Origin of the sequence: Chitinophaga pinensis, from assembly GCF_007896845.1 — a bacterium.
Taxonomy (GTDB): Bacteria; Bacteroidota; Bacteroidia; order Chitinophagales; family Chitinophagaceae; genus Chitinophaga; species Chitinophaga pinensis_C.
Genome location: NZ_VOHS01000001.1, coordinates 223320 through 241239, shown reverse-complemented (window position 1 = coordinate 241239; position 17920 = coordinate 223320). Strand labels below are relative to the sequence as shown.

At 44.5% G+C, this 17920-nt stretch carries 17 protein-coding genes; 8 read left to right on the top strand and 9 right to left on the bottom strand.

Annotated features, from left to right (window positions below):
- Positions 1-15: 15 nt before the first annotated feature.
- On the bottom strand, positions 16-1020 hold the full coding sequence (paaA, locus tag FEF09_RS00985) for a 1,2-phenylacetyl-CoA epoxidase subunit PaaA (protein ID WP_146303013.1): 1005 nt from the start codon (positions 1018-1020) through the stop codon (positions 16-18).
- Positions 1021-1084: 64 nt separating this feature from the next.
- Here paaA and FEF09_RS00980 point away from each other — a divergent pair, with 64 nt between their 5' ends.
- Positions 1085-1759, top strand: a complete 675-nt coding sequence (locus FEF09_RS00980) for a hypothetical protein (protein WP_146303011.1) — start codon at positions 1085-1087, stop codon at positions 1757-1759.
- Here the strand turns inward: FEF09_RS00980 and FEF09_RS00975 are convergent.
- The 4 genes from FEF09_RS00975 to FEF09_RS00960 form a co-directional block, all read right to left on the bottom strand.
- Complete coding sequence (locus tag FEF09_RS00975) at positions 1699-2604, bottom strand: M28 family peptidase (protein ID WP_146303009.1); 906 nt, start codon at positions 2602-2604, stop codon at positions 1699-1701. The genes FEF09_RS00980 and FEF09_RS00975 overlap by 61 nt on opposite strands.
- Positions 2605-2662: 58 nt before the next feature.
- Positions 2663-4798 (bottom strand): ferrous iron transport protein B, encoded by a 2136-nt coding sequence (feoB, locus tag FEF09_RS00970; protein ID WP_146303007.1) that lies wholly within the window; start codon positions 4796-4798, stop codon positions 2663-2665.
- Between the two features lie 183 nt (positions 4799-4981).
- On the bottom strand, positions 4982-6787 hold the full coding sequence (locus FEF09_RS00965; protein ID WP_146303005.1) for a PspC domain-containing protein: 1806 nt from the start codon (positions 6785-6787) through the stop codon (positions 4982-4984).
- A gap of 47 nt (positions 6788-6834) precedes the next feature.
- The gene (locus tag FEF09_RS00960) at positions 6835-7161 is read right to left on the bottom strand and encodes a PadR family transcriptional regulator (protein WP_146303003.1); all 327 of its coding nucleotides are present in this window, start codon (positions 7159-7161) and stop codon (positions 6835-6837) included.
- Between the two features lie 365 nt (positions 7162-7526).
- Here FEF09_RS00960 and FEF09_RS00955 point away from each other — a divergent pair, with 365 nt between their 5' ends.
- The 6 genes from FEF09_RS00955 to FEF09_RS00930 all read left to right on the top strand — a co-directional run bounded on the left by FEF09_RS00955 (position 7527) and on the right by FEF09_RS00930 (position 11987).
- Positions 7527-7817 (top strand): hypothetical protein, encoded by a 291-nt coding sequence (locus tag FEF09_RS00955; protein ID WP_089810543.1) that lies wholly within the window; start codon positions 7527-7529, stop codon positions 7815-7817.
- Between the two features lie 216 nt (positions 7818-8033).
- Positions 8034-9680: a SulP family inorganic anion transporter gene (locus FEF09_RS00950; RefSeq protein WP_146303001.1), complete on the top strand. Its 1647-nt coding sequence runs from the start codon at positions 8034-8036 to the stop codon at positions 9678-9680.
- A 51-nt stretch (positions 9681-9731) separates the two neighbouring features.
- Positions 9732-10412 (top strand): carbonic anhydrase family protein, encoded by a 681-nt coding sequence (locus FEF09_RS00945; RefSeq protein ID WP_146302999.1) that lies wholly within the window; start codon positions 9732-9734, stop codon positions 10410-10412.
- A gap of 233 nt (positions 10413-10645) precedes the next feature.
- The gene (locus FEF09_RS00940; RefSeq protein ID WP_146302997.1) at positions 10646-11053 is read left to right on the top strand and encodes a hypothetical protein; all 408 of its coding nucleotides are present in this window, start codon (positions 10646-10648) and stop codon (positions 11051-11053) included.
- A gap of 23 nt (positions 11054-11076) precedes the next feature.
- On the top strand, positions 11077-11391 hold the full coding sequence (locus FEF09_RS00935) for a hypothetical protein (RefSeq protein ID WP_146302995.1): 315 nt from the start codon (positions 11077-11079) through the stop codon (positions 11389-11391).
- Entirely contained in the window at positions 11388-11987 is a 600-nt protein-coding gene (locus FEF09_RS00930; RefSeq protein WP_315898142.1) for an IS3 family transposase, read from the top strand. The genes FEF09_RS00935 and FEF09_RS00930 overlap by 4 nt, the downstream gene beginning before the upstream one ends.
- A 124-nt stretch (positions 11988-12111) precedes the next feature.
- On the opposite strand, the gene FEF09_RS00925 is transcribed toward FEF09_RS00930, so the two are convergent.
- From FEF09_RS00925 to FEF09_RS00915, 4 genes are all read right to left on the bottom strand, one after another.
- Complete coding sequence (locus FEF09_RS00925) at positions 12112-13245, bottom strand: methionine aminotransferase (protein ID WP_261387280.1); 1134 nt, start codon at positions 13243-13245, stop codon at positions 12112-12114.
- A gap of 84 nt (positions 13246-13329) precedes the next feature.
- Complete coding sequence (locus FEF09_RS32625) at positions 13330-13518, bottom strand: hypothetical protein (RefSeq protein ID WP_261387279.1); 189 nt, start codon at positions 13516-13518, stop codon at positions 13330-13332.
- Positions 13509-14411: a mannose-1-phosphate guanylyltransferase gene (locus tag FEF09_RS00920; protein ID WP_261387278.1), complete on the bottom strand. Its 903-nt coding sequence runs from the start codon at positions 14409-14411 to the stop codon at positions 13509-13511. Before FEF09_RS00920 ends, FEF09_RS32625 begins: the two co-directional genes overlap by 10 nt.
- 10 nt (positions 14412-14421) lie before the next feature.
- The gene (locus FEF09_RS00915; RefSeq protein WP_146302989.1) at positions 14422-15396 is read right to left on the bottom strand and encodes an SIS domain-containing protein; all 975 of its coding nucleotides are present in this window, start codon (positions 15394-15396) and stop codon (positions 14422-14424) included.
- A gap of 302 nt (positions 15397-15698) precedes the next feature.
- On the opposite strand from FEF09_RS00915, the gene recQ reads away from it, so the two are divergent.
- Positions 15699-17900, top strand: coding sequence for a DNA helicase RecQ (recQ, locus tag FEF09_RS00910; protein WP_146302987.1), 2202 nt, complete (start codon positions 15699-15701; stop codon positions 17898-17900).
- Positions 17901-17920 lie beyond the last annotated feature (20 nt).

Below are 17920 nucleotides of genomic sequence, written 5' to 3'. Positions count from 1 at the left end.
TTTACTTTGCTATACTTATGCGACCGGCAATGCCGTACGTTCTCTCTCTTCCTGCCGCATGAGCGCTTTCCGGATCCAGCGTCCATGTTCTTCCGCCCATTTGCGTACGTCCAGCCTCTCTTTATTACAAGGCCCATTACCTTTGATCACTTCAAAAAACAGGTCCCAGTCCGGGTCTGAAAACTCCCATTTGCCGGTATCCGTATTCTTTTTCAACAGCGGATCGGGTAATGTCAGTCCTAACTCCCATATCTTGGGCACATAGGCATCCAGAAACTGATTACGCATATCATCATTGCTGGCCATTTTCACTTTCCATTGCATGAGCTTTTCACTATGGGCAGACACTTTATCCGGTGGACCGAAGAAATGCATAATCGGCTGCCACCAGCGGTTCAGTGCATCCTGCAACATCGCTTTCTGTGCAGCAGTACCAGTTGCCAACTCGATAAAAGCATCGTGTCCCTGCTTCAGATGGAAACTCTCTTCGTAACAGATCCTCTCCAGCGCACGGCAATAAGGTCCGTATGAGCCTTTAGCATTAGCCACTTGATTCACAATAGCTGCTGCATCTATCAGAAACCCGATCACGGTCACATCTGCCCAGGTTTCGGCCGGGTAATTAAACACATTGGAGTATTTGGATTTGCCGCTCAGCAGGTCATTGATCATGGCCTCCCGCGATTTACCCAGCGTCTCCGCTGCATTATACAATAACTGTCCGTGTCCGATCTCATCCTGCACTTTTGCTATCAGCGCCAGTTTCCGCTTAAATCCGGGAGCCCTTGTGATCCAGGTGCCTTCCGGCAAAGCGCCTATTATCTCTGAATGAGCATGCTGCTCAATTAATCTGATCAGCTGTCTGCGATATTCTGCCGGCATCCAGTCGCCGGGCTCAATTTTTTCTCCACGGGCAATACGCGCTTCAAACGCCGCCAGTTTAACAGGATCATCCTGCAGCTGTTCTTCCTGCTGCCAGGATCTGCCGGAATCATCATAAATATATCCGCCACCGTACATAGTGCGATTGTTTTGGTAGATTGTAAGTTACGAAAAAATGTACCTTTAATTCTGAACGGGTGCTATGTTTTTATTCCTGCAACTCATATGGTGTACTTTGCTGTTTCCTGCCGCTCAGCCAAAGGAAACACCCCCTGTTACTATCATAAAAATCGTCTTCACACCTGACCGCAGGCCGGAAGACCCGGATTCTGACAGCCTCTTTTATCAGCCACACCGCAAATTGCAATGGTCTGATTTCAAAGCTACCCCTCCCCTGCGCGGTCCCAGTGCAGCAGTTTCATATACCAGTTTCGCTTACGAAGGCAGCAGCCTCCATAAGAAAGACACCTTGCAGATAAATCTGACCCTTCAGGTCTTCTTTATAAAAGGTGCTTCCTGGGTAAAATCATTCGCACGTGATAATTACGCTTTAGAACACGAGCAATTACACTTTGACATTACATGGCTGGTAGCCCTCCGTTTTCAACAGCGTATAAAATCTATGGAGCTCACCGCCGAAGACTTCGACAGCATCATTCAGTATCAATACATTGAGTCTTTCCGGGAAATGAATAAGTTACAGGAAGCTTATGACCGGGAAACCAATCACGGACAAGATCCTGCCGCACAAAAGAGATGGAAAGGTCTGGTCGGAGAAGCACTGGCAGCCCTCACACTGGAAGGCGCCCTGACCCGTTATTGCAACCCTTTATCCGCCGATTCCAGTACACTCAGGACCTTCAATACCGCGTGGTAATAAAAGGCAGGTTGAATACCGGAAAATTCATCTGATACCCGATGATAATCAGGATGATCTTCCACACCGAAATAAAGGAATGGAATCTTTAGTTTATAAAATTCATAATGGTCGCTCTGATTTAACCAGTTGCCGGCGCCTTCTTCTTTCCTGTCATGTCCTGACAATAATCTGATTGCATTTCCTGCTGCCACGCCAGCGTCTACATAAGGTTTAAGTTCCGGAAACTGTGCCAATCCGCAGACATACAATTCCTGCTTATCATTCCGGCCGATCATATCCATATTGATATTCAGTACCATCTGAGATGATGGAACCGGAGGCTGCTTCACAAACGCCTTTGCCCCCTGTAATCCCGCCTCTTCTCCATCCAGCGCGGCGAAAATAATAGTATGACGTGGCGGGTGTTTTTTATAATAGGTCATCAGTGACAGCAATCCGCCAATGCCGGAAGCATTATCATCTGCACCGTTGAAAATACTGTCCTTGCCTCCTGCATCATGCCTGATACCAAGGTGGTCATAATGGGCGGTCACCACAATAGCAGCGTCTGATGTACCCTTGATATACCCAAACAGGTTTGTACCCATGATCTGCTTATCCCCATCCGAAAAGTAAAACGGGTATTCGAATGTATTATGAAAAGGTTGTAACCCGATCTCGCGGAATCGGGAAATGAGATAGAACTGTGCCTGCCGGCTGCCCCGGGTACCCACCATTCTGCCTTCATATTTATCAGATGAAAGCGTTTTTACGTCGTTGACCAGTTGTGTAGAATCGATTGGGGTTTGTGCCTGTACGGCAACGGTTATGAAGAGCAGCAAACTCTGGATGAATATTTTCATACCTTATCTGTTATACTGCAATATAAGTTATTTCACTGCGTAGCGCTTATCAGTACGGTTAATTCAGCAACTGGAAGGCTATCAGGGCTGAGATATATGCAAGGGCTGTCATATATACGAACTGTATTGCGGGCATTTTCCATGATTTGGTCTCTCTCTTCACAATAGCCAGTGTACTCATACACTGCATCGCAAAAGCATAGAACAACATCAGTGAAACACCACTTGCCAGTGTATATACCGGGCGACCATCCTTCCAGGTCGCATTGGTCATTTTTTCTCTCAGGGTGGCGTCATTATCTTCCGCAGACTCTCCGACACTATACAGCGTAGCCATTGTCCCAACAAATACCTCACGTGCCGCAAAAGACGTAATCAGCGCAATACCGATCTTCCAGTCATAGCCCAGCGGACGGATAACCGGTTCAATCGCATGCCCCAGTACTCCTGCATAGGAATTACCCAGTTTTTCAGATTGCATTTCCATGTCCAGCGCTTCGCTTTGTTCCGGATGAGCCGTCTTCAGCTGTTCATAATGCGCTGTCACCTTTTCCATTCTGTCTTTAGGTCCGAAAGAGGCAAGGAACCAAAGTATGATGGAGATCACCATAATCACCTTACCCGCATCTGTAATAAAGATCTTTGCTTTCTGCACCATGGTAGTACCCACGTTTGCCCAGCGGGGCGCACGGTATACCGGCAGTTCCATAATGAAATAGCTCTTCTCCTTTATCTTGATAAACAACTTCAATATAGCAGCGATAAACAATGCCATCACAAAACCTAGCAGATACAGCCCCATCATCACCAGTCCCTGCAGGCTCAAAAAGCCGAATACAGGTCTGTCCGGAATAACGAGGGCAATCATTACGGTGTAGATAGGCAAACGTGCTGAGCAACTCATTAATGGTGTAATGAGGATGGTGATCAGGCGTTCTTTTCTGTTTTCAATGTTTCTGGTTGCCATGATAGCCGGTACGGCACAGGCAACACCACTGATTAACGGCATTACTGATTTACCGTTCAATCCTACCTGACGCATCAGTCTGTCTGTCAGAAAACTGATCCTCGCCATATAACCGGTATCTTCCAGCACGGTAATAAAAGCAAAGAGGATCATGATCTGAGGGACGAACACGGCTATTCCCCCCAGACCGGCAACCACCCCATTGACCAGAATATCTGTCAGCTGATTGGCGGGTAATACGCCTGTAAGCCAGCCGCTTAACCAGCCAAAACCGGCTTCGATCCAATCCATCGGAAAGGATGCCAGCCAGAAAATGCTCTGGAACATAAAGAACATGATACCCAGCAGGATCATGTATCCCCAGAAGCGGTGGAGTAATATATTATCGAGTTTCTCGGTTTGTAACTGTTTCTGCAAAGGATCGGCCTCCACCACGGTATTTTTCATGATGTGCTTGATCCTTGCATAACGCTGCATGATCTCTTCCGCCTGTACCTTGGTTTTATTGAACTGGTGCGTTTGCAGGATATTGGTGACGGCGAGTTTTTGTCCGCCGTTCAGAAATGCCAGTTCGTGGTGGTTCACAGCAATATGCATAGCTGCATAATCGCTTTTCACCTGTACATACTTTTTGATTTCCTGAATCACTTCCGGCGCTAATGCCTGACTGTCAATGAAATCTCTCGGGGCTACGGATTGTTTTTCTTTAGCTACCAGATCAATCATCTTCTTCAGCTCCGTCACACCTTTATTTTTCCGGGGATTGATGCTCACGATAGGTACCCCCAGTTCTCTTTCAAGACCGGCTTCGTCTATTTCAACACCTTTTTTGCGGGCGATGTCCATCATGGTAAGACCGATAATCACCGGAATTTTCAGGTCCATGATCTGGGAACAGAAGAGCAGGTTACGTTTCAGGTTGGAGGCGTCGGCGATGATGAGGATCATGTCCGGTTGTTCATCAGCGGCAGGATTGACGAGTACATCATAGGTAACAAACTCGTCCGCGCTTTTAGGATACAGGCTATAGGTTCCCGGCAGATCGATAATATTGGCCTGGAGTGCGGACGAAATAGTAGCCGCCCCTGTCTTTTTATCAACAGTAACTCCCGGAAAATTGCTGACTTTCTGGTTCAGACCTGTCAGCGCATTAAAGAGCGAACTTTTCCCACTATTCGGATTCCCTACCAACGCGATATTGATCGTAGCTTTTTTTGTTGCCTGCATTCCTTAGCCTTATCCTGATAAACGGTTTAAAAGCGCAAAGTTATGATTAAATACAGGAGGCGGGGAATCGGATCGGGAAAAAGATCCGTTAAAAAAAAACCACGGTAAAAACCGTGGTCAGTGTTTCTGTAACTATTGAACTTATTGTGATGACAAAGTTTAATCTTTAACACACATTTCTCATCACTTAACGAGTTTATATAAACTGTATCCGATAGTGCTCACTACGTCCATTGCTGCTTCACTTGTCTTTGCAGCGGGAGTGCTGTTGGAGCCACTATTGTCAACAGGCGTTTTATTTTCCTGTTTTCCACCTTTATAGCGGTAATTTCTTTCCAGGGAGTCCGCTTTATTTTCTCTGTTATCCCCGTTGTTGTCATTATTATCATTCTCCTCACGATCGGAATCATTGTTATGATCCATATCTACTGAAGATCCGTCTTCATTCATTTTGATTTCGACGTGACCCCTGTCGCGGTTACGGCCAAATTCATCCCAGTCGTCATTGAAGTCCCATCCATGAGAATATTCCAGATTTCTGTCCATCTGTACCTTCTTATTGGCAGGCACTTTCACAATCACCCGGATATGCTGTCCTCTGAATTTGGAGTTCGCCGGAATTGAAATACCTGATGGTACGTAGAGAATTGAATCTCTTTGTTCCAGCTGATACTGAATTTGTTTTGCAAGCGCTCTTGCCTGAGCAACGGTACGTCCGCGGGAATAGCGTTCTATATACACCTCGAAACTGTCACTATCACTTTTCTCCAGTCTTATTCTGGCGGAATTGATGATAACGGTGTCTTCTGTCACACGCAGTGCATCCCCGAAAAAGTCGATATCATCGATATTGGTATAATCTTCCGCCTGTTTAATGACTAACTTTCCATTGGAAGGTTGCACGAGGGCGTAATTTTCTTTTAAAATTCTTCCGGGACCTGTCCTGAAATCTCTTATTACAGAGGTAATCAGGGCCACTGCGCAGATCAGACCAGCGAACCATAACAGGCTCAGCGTATATCCTACATAGCGGTTGGTCTCCTTGATACCGGTAGCCTTGCGGACAAAGAACATGATCAGCGCCACGATAGGAATACCTACGAGGAACAGAATCGAGCACCAGAGTAACAGATTTTGTGTAGCACCTGACAGGATCAGGTTTTTCAAAGGGTAGAGGGCCGCGGAAGATGCGGTGATGCCAATTCCTACGCTGATCAGCGAGATAAGGATCACAACCGCAAGAAAATAGAAGAATCCCTTGGTCAGTAACAGGAGTACTTTTCCTAACGCTTCAAAGATGTTACGAAAAGCTCTTTCGATGTCGTTACCAACTTGCCTTCCGCGGCCCTGAGAAAAATTTTTAACATCGTTCCCAAAGTTCTTGAAATGGCCTTTAGCAGCGTTGATCTCGTCCTGTACAGTAGCACGTATATTATTTACGTCTACCTTTTCTCCTCTCATCTGCAGCTTTTCAGCCGCAGTGTTTGCCTCAGGGGTTACAATCCAAAGAATGAAGTATACTAAGATACCGGAGCCGAATCCACCGATGGCCAGCAGGGCAAAGATGATACGGAACACCACCGGATCTACGTTGAGGTAAGCGCCAAGGCCACCACACACACCACCCAGTACTTTGGCGTCCGGATCGCGGTACAGCCTTTTGCGGGGGCGGATAGATTCATATGCAGGATCGTTGGCTGGCTGCTGTTGCTTGCCACTACCTTCCTCTACCTGATCAAACTGTTCAGGCGTACCCATGGAGGCTTTTACGGCCTGCACGTCTTCGTCTGTGATACAGTGTGTTGTTTTTAATTTATTTAGGAAAAGCTCGGCAATGCGGCTCTCAATATCACTCACAATCTCATCCCCACCCTCTTCGCGGGCGAAATACCGCGACAAGCTTTCCAGGTACTGCCGCAATATCTCATATGCACTATCCTCGATAGCGATAAGGCGGCCGGCCAGGTTTATGTTAATGATCTTTTTCATTTCGATGCTCTATTTTAGGTTTTGGTTATTGGATGGTAGTAGTAATGTTATTGACTTGTAAGCTGTGTTACTGCATTGGCCAGCTCGTTCCATGTCGTTTCCAGTTCCTTGTAAAAGAGTTCTCCTTTATCGGTCATGGAAAAATATTTCCTCGGGGGACCTGAATTACTTTCAACCCATCGGTAAGTAAGTAATTCTGCGTTTTTAAGTCGTGTGAGCAGTGGGTAAAGGGTGCCCTCCAGGATGTCCAGCTTTGCTTCTTTCATTTTTTCGATAATGTCTGAAGGATAAGCTTCTCCTTGCTTGATGATCGACAGGATGCAGAACTCAAGCACCCCCTTTCTCATCTGTGACGTTGTGTTATCTATATTCATGGCAAGTGAGCTTTATGAATAAAACGATACTTAATCATGGTGAATGGTGGTTTTTGATAATTACAATGTAAAGATAGGGAATTTATACTACTATGCAATACACAATACCATAGAAAACAAAATAACTTGCTTAGAATATTACTGGTTTTGAATTAAGTGATTGATATATAGCCAATTGAAAATTTAAACGCTATCAGAAAAAATTTTTGCGTTTGTGACGAACGGTCTTAAATAAGGGATGAAAAGGTGGAAAATGGGTATAAGGCATCCCAGAAATGCCATCCATAAATAAAAGGGATTTAACATTTTTTTATAGTCTATCTTTACAAAGTAGGTAAGCACTGACTTATTTTTGTACTGTACAGATGAAAAGATTGATTGGCATATTCCTCCTTGCACTAATGTGCACACAGCTCCTTCCTATTAAGGAGGTGGGGAAGATACTGTTCAATAATCAGATCGTTGAAGAGCATCCTGTGGAAGATGGTTGCAATTGCGACCTCGTTAAGATTGCCAAGGATCTCAAATTCCTCAACAACAGCTCAATTATCCAGTTTGAGCCTTCATTGCTGGTAAAGAGTCTGCACTATAACTTCTTTGCGGAAATCCCACAGGGTCCTACCCGCGAAATACATTGTCCTCCACCCAACTGCTAATAGATTTAAACTATTGAATCAGTACAGCCATGCTGCCCTGCAGGGGCTTTTTCGGCTTTATACTGTTCTCTTTTTATTTCCTCCATATTAAGCGCACACGCGCACACTTACTATTATCCATTTTTTTCACTTAACCGGAGTAGCTATGCCAGTTAACAAGGGCATGCCTATCCCCTGTTGTAACGTTATTCGCGTTTATTTTAAATCCTTCTGACTATGAGCAGGCAATCCATATTTTCCAATGTTAAAGGTGACCTTTCTGCCGGCCTTGTTGTATTTCTGATTGCGGTACCGCTGTGTCTGGGTATAGCCCTTGCATCCGGAGCGCCGTTGTTTTCTGGTATGATAGCCGGCATTGTAGGTGGATTGGTGATCGGTTCCCTGAGCGGTTCTCAGCTGAGTGTAAGTGGTCCCGCGGCCGGTCTTACCGCTGTAGTATTGACAGCTATTACAAAATTTGGCGTATTTGAAGTTTTCCTGTTAGCCGTTGTGATCGGTGGTGTTATACAGCTGGCGCTTGGTCTTTTAAAGGCGGGCATCGTTGCCAACTACTTCCCTTCCAACGTTATCAAGGGTATGCTGACTGCTATCGGTATTATTATTATACTGAAACAGTTGCCACATGCCTTTGGTTATGACGCTGACTCTGAAGGCGACTTCGCTTTTATACAGGTAGATGGAGACAACAGCATCACTGCTTTACTCTCTACCCTGAATCATATTCACCTTGGTGCTACCCTGATTACCATCGTATCTGTAGGCATCATCCTTTACTGGAACAAGATCCCTAAAGTGAACGTGGTACCAGCTCCTCTGGTGGCTGTACTGACAGGTGTCGGACTGAACACTCTTTTCATTGCCACCGGCAGTGTACTGGCTGTTTCACCATCTCACCTGGTAAATCTTCCCGTTGCAAGCGATTTCAATTCGTTCATTGGTCAGTTCACACTTCCTGACTTCAGCGCCATTACAAATAAAGACGTTTGGGTCGTTGGCGCCACTATCGCCATAGTAGCCTCAATTGAAACGCTGCTGAATCTGGAAGCGACAGACAAACTGGATCCGATGAAACGTCATTCTCCCCCTAACCGTGAACTGCAGGCGCAGGGTATCGGTAATATCGTGAGTGGCATGCTGGGTGGTCTGCCGGTTACTTCTGTAATCGTGCGCTCCTCTGCAAACATCAACTCCGGTGCCCGGACCAAATTGTCTGCTATCTCACACGGCGCTTTGCTGTTAGTTTGTGCAGCCTTCATTCCTACCCTGCTGAACAAAATACCACTGGCCACCCTCGCAGCGGTACTGTTGGTAACCGGATACAAACTGTGTAAGATTTCCATTTTCAAGGAAATGTTCAAAAACGGTAAGTATCAATGGATTCCATTCGTAGTAACCGTAGTCGCGATCGTATTTACTGATCTGCTGATTGGTATCTCGCTGGGTATGGCTGTCAGCGTAATTGCCATTCTCCGTGGTAATATCCGTAGTTCTTACTTTTTCCGTAAGGAGAAATATAAAGCCGGCGAAAGCATTATTCTGGAACTTGCACAGGAAGTTTCCTTCCTGAATAAAGCCAGTATTTTGCTGACGCTCGACCATATGCCGGAAAATTCTACTGTGGTTATTGACGGAAGTAAAACCACATACATAGATTTTGACGTATTAGAAACTATACGAGAGTTCAAAGAGGTAAAAGCCGTGCAAAAAAACATCACGGTAATTATCACTGGTTTCAAGGAACAGTATAAACTGGCCAACACTGAAAATATTTCCCCCGAGCAGCAGGAGAAAATAGCCAGTGGTCATGTGCATACTATCACCGGTAACCACGAACAATTGTTGAAAGAGCTTCAGCTGAATTAATCACAGCAGCTCTTTGTATTAAATTTAAAACCAGTAAAAAAATTGCAAAAAATGAAAACATTAAATAAGGCAGCACAATCCAATATCACTCCGGCACAGGCTTATGAATTATTGAAAAGCGGTAATGAACGTTTTGTAGATAACCTGAGACTGCACCGTAACCTGCTTGAGCAGGTAAACGACACCCGTGATGGTCAGTGGCCAATGGCTGCGATTGTAAGCTGTATGGACTCCCGTACTTCTGCAGAACTGATCTTTGACCAGGGGCTGGGCGATATCTTCAGTATCCGTCTGGCTGGTGCAGTAATTTCTGACAACGTACTGGGTAGTCTGGAATATGCCTGTAAAGTAGCAGGATCTAAATTCATCGTCGTGCTGGGTCACTCCAAATGCGGTGCGATCAAAGGTGCATGCGATATGGTACAGATGGGTAACCTGACCGGTTTGCTGAACAAAATCACACCGGCAGTTTTCGCAGAGAAAACCATCACTGAAAACAGAACTTCTTCTAACCCTGCATTCGTGGATGCAGTGACACATCTTCATACTGAGCGTTCCGTACAGGCGATCCTGGAGCAGAGTCATATTCTGCGTGAAATGATCCTGAATGGCGAGGTTGGTATTATCGGCGCTATGTATGATGTAGAAACAGGTGTGGTGACATTCCAGGAAGAAACCCTGGTAATCGGTAGTGAGAAGTTCAACACTACTCCTGAGGCTGTGACAGTCTAAGGATGTACAACTCCTGACAAGCCATGCTTGTAGTCATATACAAAGGAAAAGCCGCTCTTCTCCAGGAGCGGCTTCTCTATTTTTAGTATCTTTGTGTAGTCTGATAATGCTTAGATAATGCTTATCCTACGTTCATCCTACGTTCATGAACGTAGGATGAACGTAGGATAAGCATTATCTAAGTAATATCTGTATGATCCTGAAATAGGTTTACACCTTAAAAAGTGTAAAACATGCAAAATTCAAACAATGAGGGACGTAAGGGTCGTCTAGGAATGCAATTTCAATATGAGCAGTCATTCATGAATAAAGTTGTAGCCGAATATATGGCTGGGGACCAAAGCATGAGCCAGGTGGCTGCTCGTTATAAGATTACAAAATCACAAGTAGCTTATTGGTACTCCCTTTTTTCTTCCGAACTTAGGCAAACTACTTTGGAAAAACCTATAAAAGGTACCGCTATGACAGAACAGGAAAAAAAAGAATTTGAGGCCTTAAAAAAGCAAAATGAAGAGCTGCGTAGAAAGCTGGATCATGCCAATATGAAGGCATTTGCTTTTCAGACAATGATTGAAGTGGCTGAAGATCAATTTAATATTGAGATCCAAAAAAAGCCTGGTACCAAACCGTCTGCAGAGTAAAGGAACATTATCCTGATAAACATTTGGGTAATATTTGCGGACTGTTTGGTAAAAGCAGACAAGCTTTTTATAAGCAAAAAAATATTAATCATCAATCTGCTCTTGAAATGGCTATCGTTCTTGAAAAAGCGGTACAAATCAGAGCTTCACAAAAACAATTGGGTACTAAAAAACTGCATCGAATATTATCACAAACTCTTCAACATCATAAAATCAAATTAGGTAGGGATCGTTTTTTTAATCTGTTGGCTGAAAATGGAATGCTCCTCCGTAAAAGAAAACGAAAAAAGTACAGACTACTGATTCTAATCATCCCTTCAAAAAGTACCCAAATCTGATTAAAGAGTTGAATCTGGACCGGGCCAACCAGGTATGGGTCAGTGATATCACGTATCTACGTTTGGTGGGTTCCAAGTTCTGTTATTTGAGCCTGATAACGGATGCTTATTCAAGAAAAATAGTTGGTCATTGCCTGCATTTATCACTGGCTGCCGAAGGGCCTGCTGAAGCTTTGAAAATGGCTTTGGCGTCCATAAACACGCCTGGAAATCATAGCCTGATTCATCACTCTGACAGGGGTTCTCAGTATTGTAGTAATGGCTATATTAAGCTACTTCATGATAGTAAAATAAAAGTTAGTATGGCCGAAAAAGGTAATCCTTATGAAAATGCTATTGCTGAGCGTGTAAATGGTATATTAAAGACAGAATTTGCCCTGGACAGGTTATTTAAAAACTATGAGACTGTGGTAGCTGTGGTAGCAGAGTCTATCCATATCTACAATGACCAGAGGCCTCATACCAGTTGTGATTACCTGACTCCAAATCAGGCACATGCAAAACAAGGAGAATTAGTGAGAAGATGGCGAAATAAAAAGAAAAAGAGTCCCGAATCAGGATTAACAGTTGATACTGTAAACCAGATCCAGGACTAAAATCAGCAAAAAAAACTTTTCCAGGATTATATTTTAATATTGTAAAATTCAAACGGATTATCTCACCCAAACCGTAAACCTATATCAGGACAAGACAATCAGACCGGAGATCAGATTACATCTGTCAGATCTTTCTGAGTCTTTCGGCTGCCTGTTCCAGTGTTTCCGTTTTTTTCGCGAAACAGAACCTCACCACATGATCATCCTTCCCGTTTTCATAGAATGCTGACACAGGAATGCAGGCAACACCGAACTCTTTGGTAATACGGCTTGCAAATTCCTTATCTCCTTCATCAGATATACGATCGTAACGCATCAGCTGAAAATAACTGCCTTTTGAAGACAGTGGAGTAAAGCGGGTGTCTTTCGTCAATTCCAGAAAATAATCTCTTTTCTGCTGATAAAATACCGGCAGGGTCAGGTAATGTTCCGGCGTCTGCAGATAGCGGGACAGGCCATACTGCATCGGGGTATTCACTGAAAAGCATAAATACTGGTGCACTTTACGGTATTCTGCCATGAGATGGGCAGGTGCAATGCAATAGCCCATTTTCCAGCCGGTATTGTGAAACACTTTACCGAAAGAGAAGGTGACAAAGCTGTTTTTCAGTAATTCCGGATAACGGAGTATACTGAGGTGTTGTGCACCATCGAAGACAAGGTGTTCATACACCTCATCGGATAGTACGAGTAAATTATGCTCCTTTACGATCTCCTGTAACTGTGCGATATCTGCTGCCGTCATAATGCTGGCGGTAGGATTATGCGGTGTATTGATCATGATCATTTTAGTACGCGGGGTAATCTTACTGCGTACCAGCGACCAGTCAATTGTATAATCAGGATAAGAAAGCGGGATCAGTACAGGTACCCCTCCATTGACAAGTACATTAGGGATGTAACTATCATATGCCGGTTCGAAAATGATGACTTCATCACCGGGGCTAATACAGGTCGCGATCGCTGTGAAAATCGCATATGTACCACCGGGTGTGATCGTGATTTCTGTATCCGGATTTACCTGCTGCCCATACAGATTATGTATTTTGGCAGCGATCACTTCACGCAGAGGCATGATACCAGGCATGGGTGCATATTGGTTATGCCCTTCCTGCATTGCTTCGCTGACCATTCTTTTCAGCTGCTCATCACAATCAAAATCGGGAAATCCCTGAGAGAGGTTAATGGCTTTATGTTGTGCCGCCAGGGCGGACATCACTGAGAATATAGTGGTGCCTACGTTGGGTAGTTTTGACATAAAATACAAATGATCAATTACGAATAGATGTCTGAAATTAAAACATGTAATCCGTAATTGATCATCTGATCAGTGCTTTTATTCTTAAAGGAACTTATCTCCTTTGTTTCGCTTTACTTCTGCAACATATTCCTTGATCTGCTGTTCATTTTCTTTTTTGCAGATCAGCAGGACGTCGGAGGTGTCTACCACGATGAATTCATCCAGTCCCTGTATCACCAGCAGCTTTTCCTGTGGCGCTTTGATCATACAGTTTTTAGCATCTACGAGCATGATGTTTTACCCTGAACAGCATTCCCCAGATCGTCTCTGTCGAGGTTTTCATAGGCAGAAGCCCATGTACCAAGGTCGCTCCAGCCGAAGTTGGAAGGGATGACATAAACGTTGTCTGCTTTTTCCATGATAGCGTAATCAATAGAGATATTGGTACACTGCGGATAAATGCTCTCAATTGCTTTCCTTTCTTCCGGCGTATTCAGCACGGCATCATTCTGTACGAAGAGTTCGTCGATCTCCGGAAGATATTTGTTAAAGGCAGCGAGGATCGTTTTCACGTTCCACACAAAGATACCTGCATTCCAGAGGAAGTCTCCGCTTTGCAGGAAGGTCTTTGCCAGCTCCAGATTTGGTTTTTCGGTAAATGTCTTAACCGGGTATACATTATCAGACACCTGTTGTGTTTCAAACTGGATATATCCATATCCAGTGTCAGGACGGGTTGGTTTTATACCAAGGGTTACCAGTGCGCTGTGTTTCTGTACGAACATAAGTGCGTTCAGGCAGGTGCTGGCAAACGCGATAGCGTCCATGATCAGGTGATCAGCCGGCGCGCAGATAATATTAGCCTTGGGATCCTGTTTATTGATCTTGTGGGAAATATAGGCAATGCAGGGAGCAGTATTCTTACGGGACGGCTCACTAACGATATTATCTGTCAGCAGGTCCGGCAATTGTTCCTTTACTTTGGTTACATAATGATGATGTGTAACGACAAAAATGTTTTCCTCCGGAATAAACTGAGCGAACCGTTCATAGGTCCATTGCAGTAATGTCTTCCCGGTATTCAGGATGTCCAGGAACTGTTTGGGGTAATCAGTGCGGCTATAGGGCCAGAATCGGCTACCTATTCCCCCGGCCATAATGGCCACATAAAAATGCCTGTTCACAGATGTCATCTTATATAATTCCTTCCCTTATTAAATCATGTAAATGAATGATACCTATATAGCGTTTGTCTTTCAAAACCAAGAGTTGTGTTATGTCATGTTGACGCATCATCTCGAGTGCATTGATCGCAAGTTCGTCTTCCTGGATCGTTTTCGGATGAGTGGACATGATAACTTCCGCAGTGACGCTTTCACCCGGAATGCCTTTTTCAAGCATGCGGCGAAGATCTCCATCGGTGATAATACCGCTGAGTAAACCTGCTGCATCCAATACAGCGGTAACGCCCAGCATACCGGAAGAGATGGCTACAATCACCTCTTTTAAAGCGCTGTTTTTTGCCACCTGTGGCGCCTGATGCAGGCGACTAAGGTCTCCTACCTTGAGATACAACTTTTTACCCAGCGTACCTCCCGGATGGACTTTAGCAAAATCGGCAGCAGTAAACCCATGCCATTCTATCAAACATACGGCCAAAGCATCGCCCATTGCCAATTGGGCAGTTGTGCTGGTCGTAGGTGCCAGATTATTTGGACAGGCTTCCTGTTCTACTGATGTATTCAGTACAAGATTGGCCTCACGAGCCAGAAAAGACTCCGTATTTCCGACCATGGCAATTAGTCTGTTGCCAAAGTTCTTCACAAGAGGAACCAGTACTTTTATTTCAGGAGAATTACCGCTCTTAGAAATACACAATATGATATCGTCCTGCTGGATCATACCCAGATCTCCGTGGATAGCATCTGCTGCGTGCATGAAAATAGCGGGGGTTCCCGTGGAATTCAGCGTGGCAACAATTTTCTGACCGATAATGGCGCTTTTCCCTATTCCGGAGACTACCAGTCGTCCGGCACACTCCGCGATCCACTCTACCGCCTTTTCAAAATCACCATTGATGTATTGCTTCAGGTCAGAGATCGCTGTTGCCTCGAGGGACAGCGTCCTTTTCGCCACTTCAGCAATATTAATAACCGTTCTATTTTTCATGGGCAGCCACAAAGTTAACTAGGATTCAGCAGATTAAGCCCATGATATTCTGTAAATTTATAATAAAGCCTGCGTTCTTTGATCTTTTCGGGAAAACGGGCATCAGATCATGGCTTCCGCTGAGGGGCAGCGGGAAAGGCAAGCTGAGCGGGGATTCTGCCGAGTCATAACTCCCTATAACACATAAATTAATTGCCGGTCAGCGCATTTTTAATTAACTTCGTGTCCCCTAAAAAACACATAAACAATATCCATAATTTGTTACTTTCTTTAGAGTTTATTTGTTTTAAATTTTGAATGCAATGGCTGTTGTAAAGGTAAGTTTGATAGATGCATTACGGGAACACTTTGGGTTTGATTCCTTTAAAGGGAACCAGGAAATCATCATCAAGAGCATTCTTGCCGGTAAAGATACTTTTGTAATAATGCCTACCGGCGGAGGCAAATCTTTATGTTATCAATTACCGGCTCTGATGAGTCCCGGTTGTGCACTGATAGTTTCTCCACTTATTGCTTTAATGAAAAATCAGGTAGACCTGGTACGTTCATACAGCAGTAAAGACAATGTGGCGCATTTCTTAAATTCTACCCTGTCTAAGGCACAGATAAAAAAAGTAAGAACAGACCTGCTGTCTGGCAAGACCAAGATGCTTTATGTAGCACCGGAAACGCTGACAAAACAGGAAAATCTGGACTTTTTCCGTGAATTAGAGATATCCTTTATAGCTGTAGACGAAGCTCACTGTATTTCTGAATGGGGACATGATTTCCGTCCGGAATATCGCCGTCTAAAGGAGATGATAGATCAGATCAATGACAATCTGCCTATCATTGCCCTGACCGCTACCGCAACACCGAAAGTACAGAGCGACATCGTAAAAAATCTGGAACTGCGTGATCCGGAGGTATTCCTTTCTTCATTTAACAGGTCGAACCTCTATTACGAGATCCGTCCTAAGCGCAAGAAAGACCAGACTATCCGCGAAATTGTCAAGTTCATTCATCAGCATAAAGGAAAGAGCGGTATTATTTATACGCTTAATCGTAAAACTACTGAAGAACTGGCAGATATGCTGGTTGCCAATAATATCAAGGCAGTCGCATACCATGCCGGACTGGATGCCGGTACCCGTGCACAACGTCAGGATATGTTCCTGCACGAAGATGTGGATGTGATCGTCGCAACCATTGCCTTTGGTATGGGTATCGATAAGCCGGATGTACGCTTTGTTATACACTACAACATTCCGAAGAGCCTGGAAAACTATTATCAGGAAACAGGTCGCGCCGGCCGCGACGGACTCGAAGGAATCTGTGTCTGCTTCTACTCTTATAAAGACGTACAGAAACTGGAGCACCTCATGCGTGATAAACCATTGAGTGAGAGAGAAATGGGCGCCCAGCTGATCAATGAAACGGTAGCATATGCAGAAAGTTCCGCCTGTCGCAGAAAAGTGATCTTGCACTACTTCGGAGAGAAATACGAAGAATCCCAGTGTAACAATGCCTGTGATAACTGTCGCAATCCGAAAGAGAAAATTGAAGTTAAAAACCGCGTAGTCATCGTACTCAAAGCCATCCGATCACTGGAAGAACGCTTTGGTACAGAATACGTTGTCAATATTATCACCGGAAAAGTCAATCCTCAGATCACTACCTATCAACACAACCAACTGGAAGTGTTCGGAGAAGGTAAAGAGCATGACGCCCATTTCTGGAACTCCCTCATCCGTCAGATGATGCTGGAAGATCTCATCGAAAAAGATATCGAAGAGTACGGCCTGCTGAAAATCACGGAGAAAGGACACGCTTTCCTGCAGGAACCTTATTCTATCATGGTGTCTCTCAATCACCAGTTTGAAGAAGAAGGCGGAGATGAAGATGAAGTAGCTGCGGAATCACAGGCATCTGCTGATACTGCACTGTTCGAAATGCTGAAAGACCTGCGTAAGAAAGTTGCAAAAGAAAAGAACCTCCCTCCTTTTGTGATCTTCCTCGAAACATCGCTGGAAGACATGGCCACACAATATCCTACTACTGTTCAGGAACTGGAGAAAATCCAGGGCGTGAGTAAAGGAAAGGCTATCCGCTACGGAAAACAATTCGTAGACGTGATCGCTAAGTATGTGGAAGAAAATGACATCGTGAAACCTGACGACTTCGTCATGAAGAGCGTTGTTAACAAAAGCGGATTAAAAGTATTCATCATCCAGAACATTGATAAAAAGATGCCACTGGAAACTATCGCCCGCAACAAGGAACTTACTATTCCGCAACTGCTGGATGAAATGGAAACGATCGTCGCAAGTGGTACCAAACTGAATCTGGACTACTGTCTGGATGAAGAACTGGATGACTACGCGCAGGACGAGATTATGGAGTACTTTAAAGGCTGTGAAACATCCAGTCTGGCTCTTGCCAGAGAAGAACTCATTGAAAGCGATTATACCCTTGAACAGCTGAAACTGATGCGTATCAAGTTTCTGGTGGTATATGGTAACTAATGGACAATATTTAACACGTA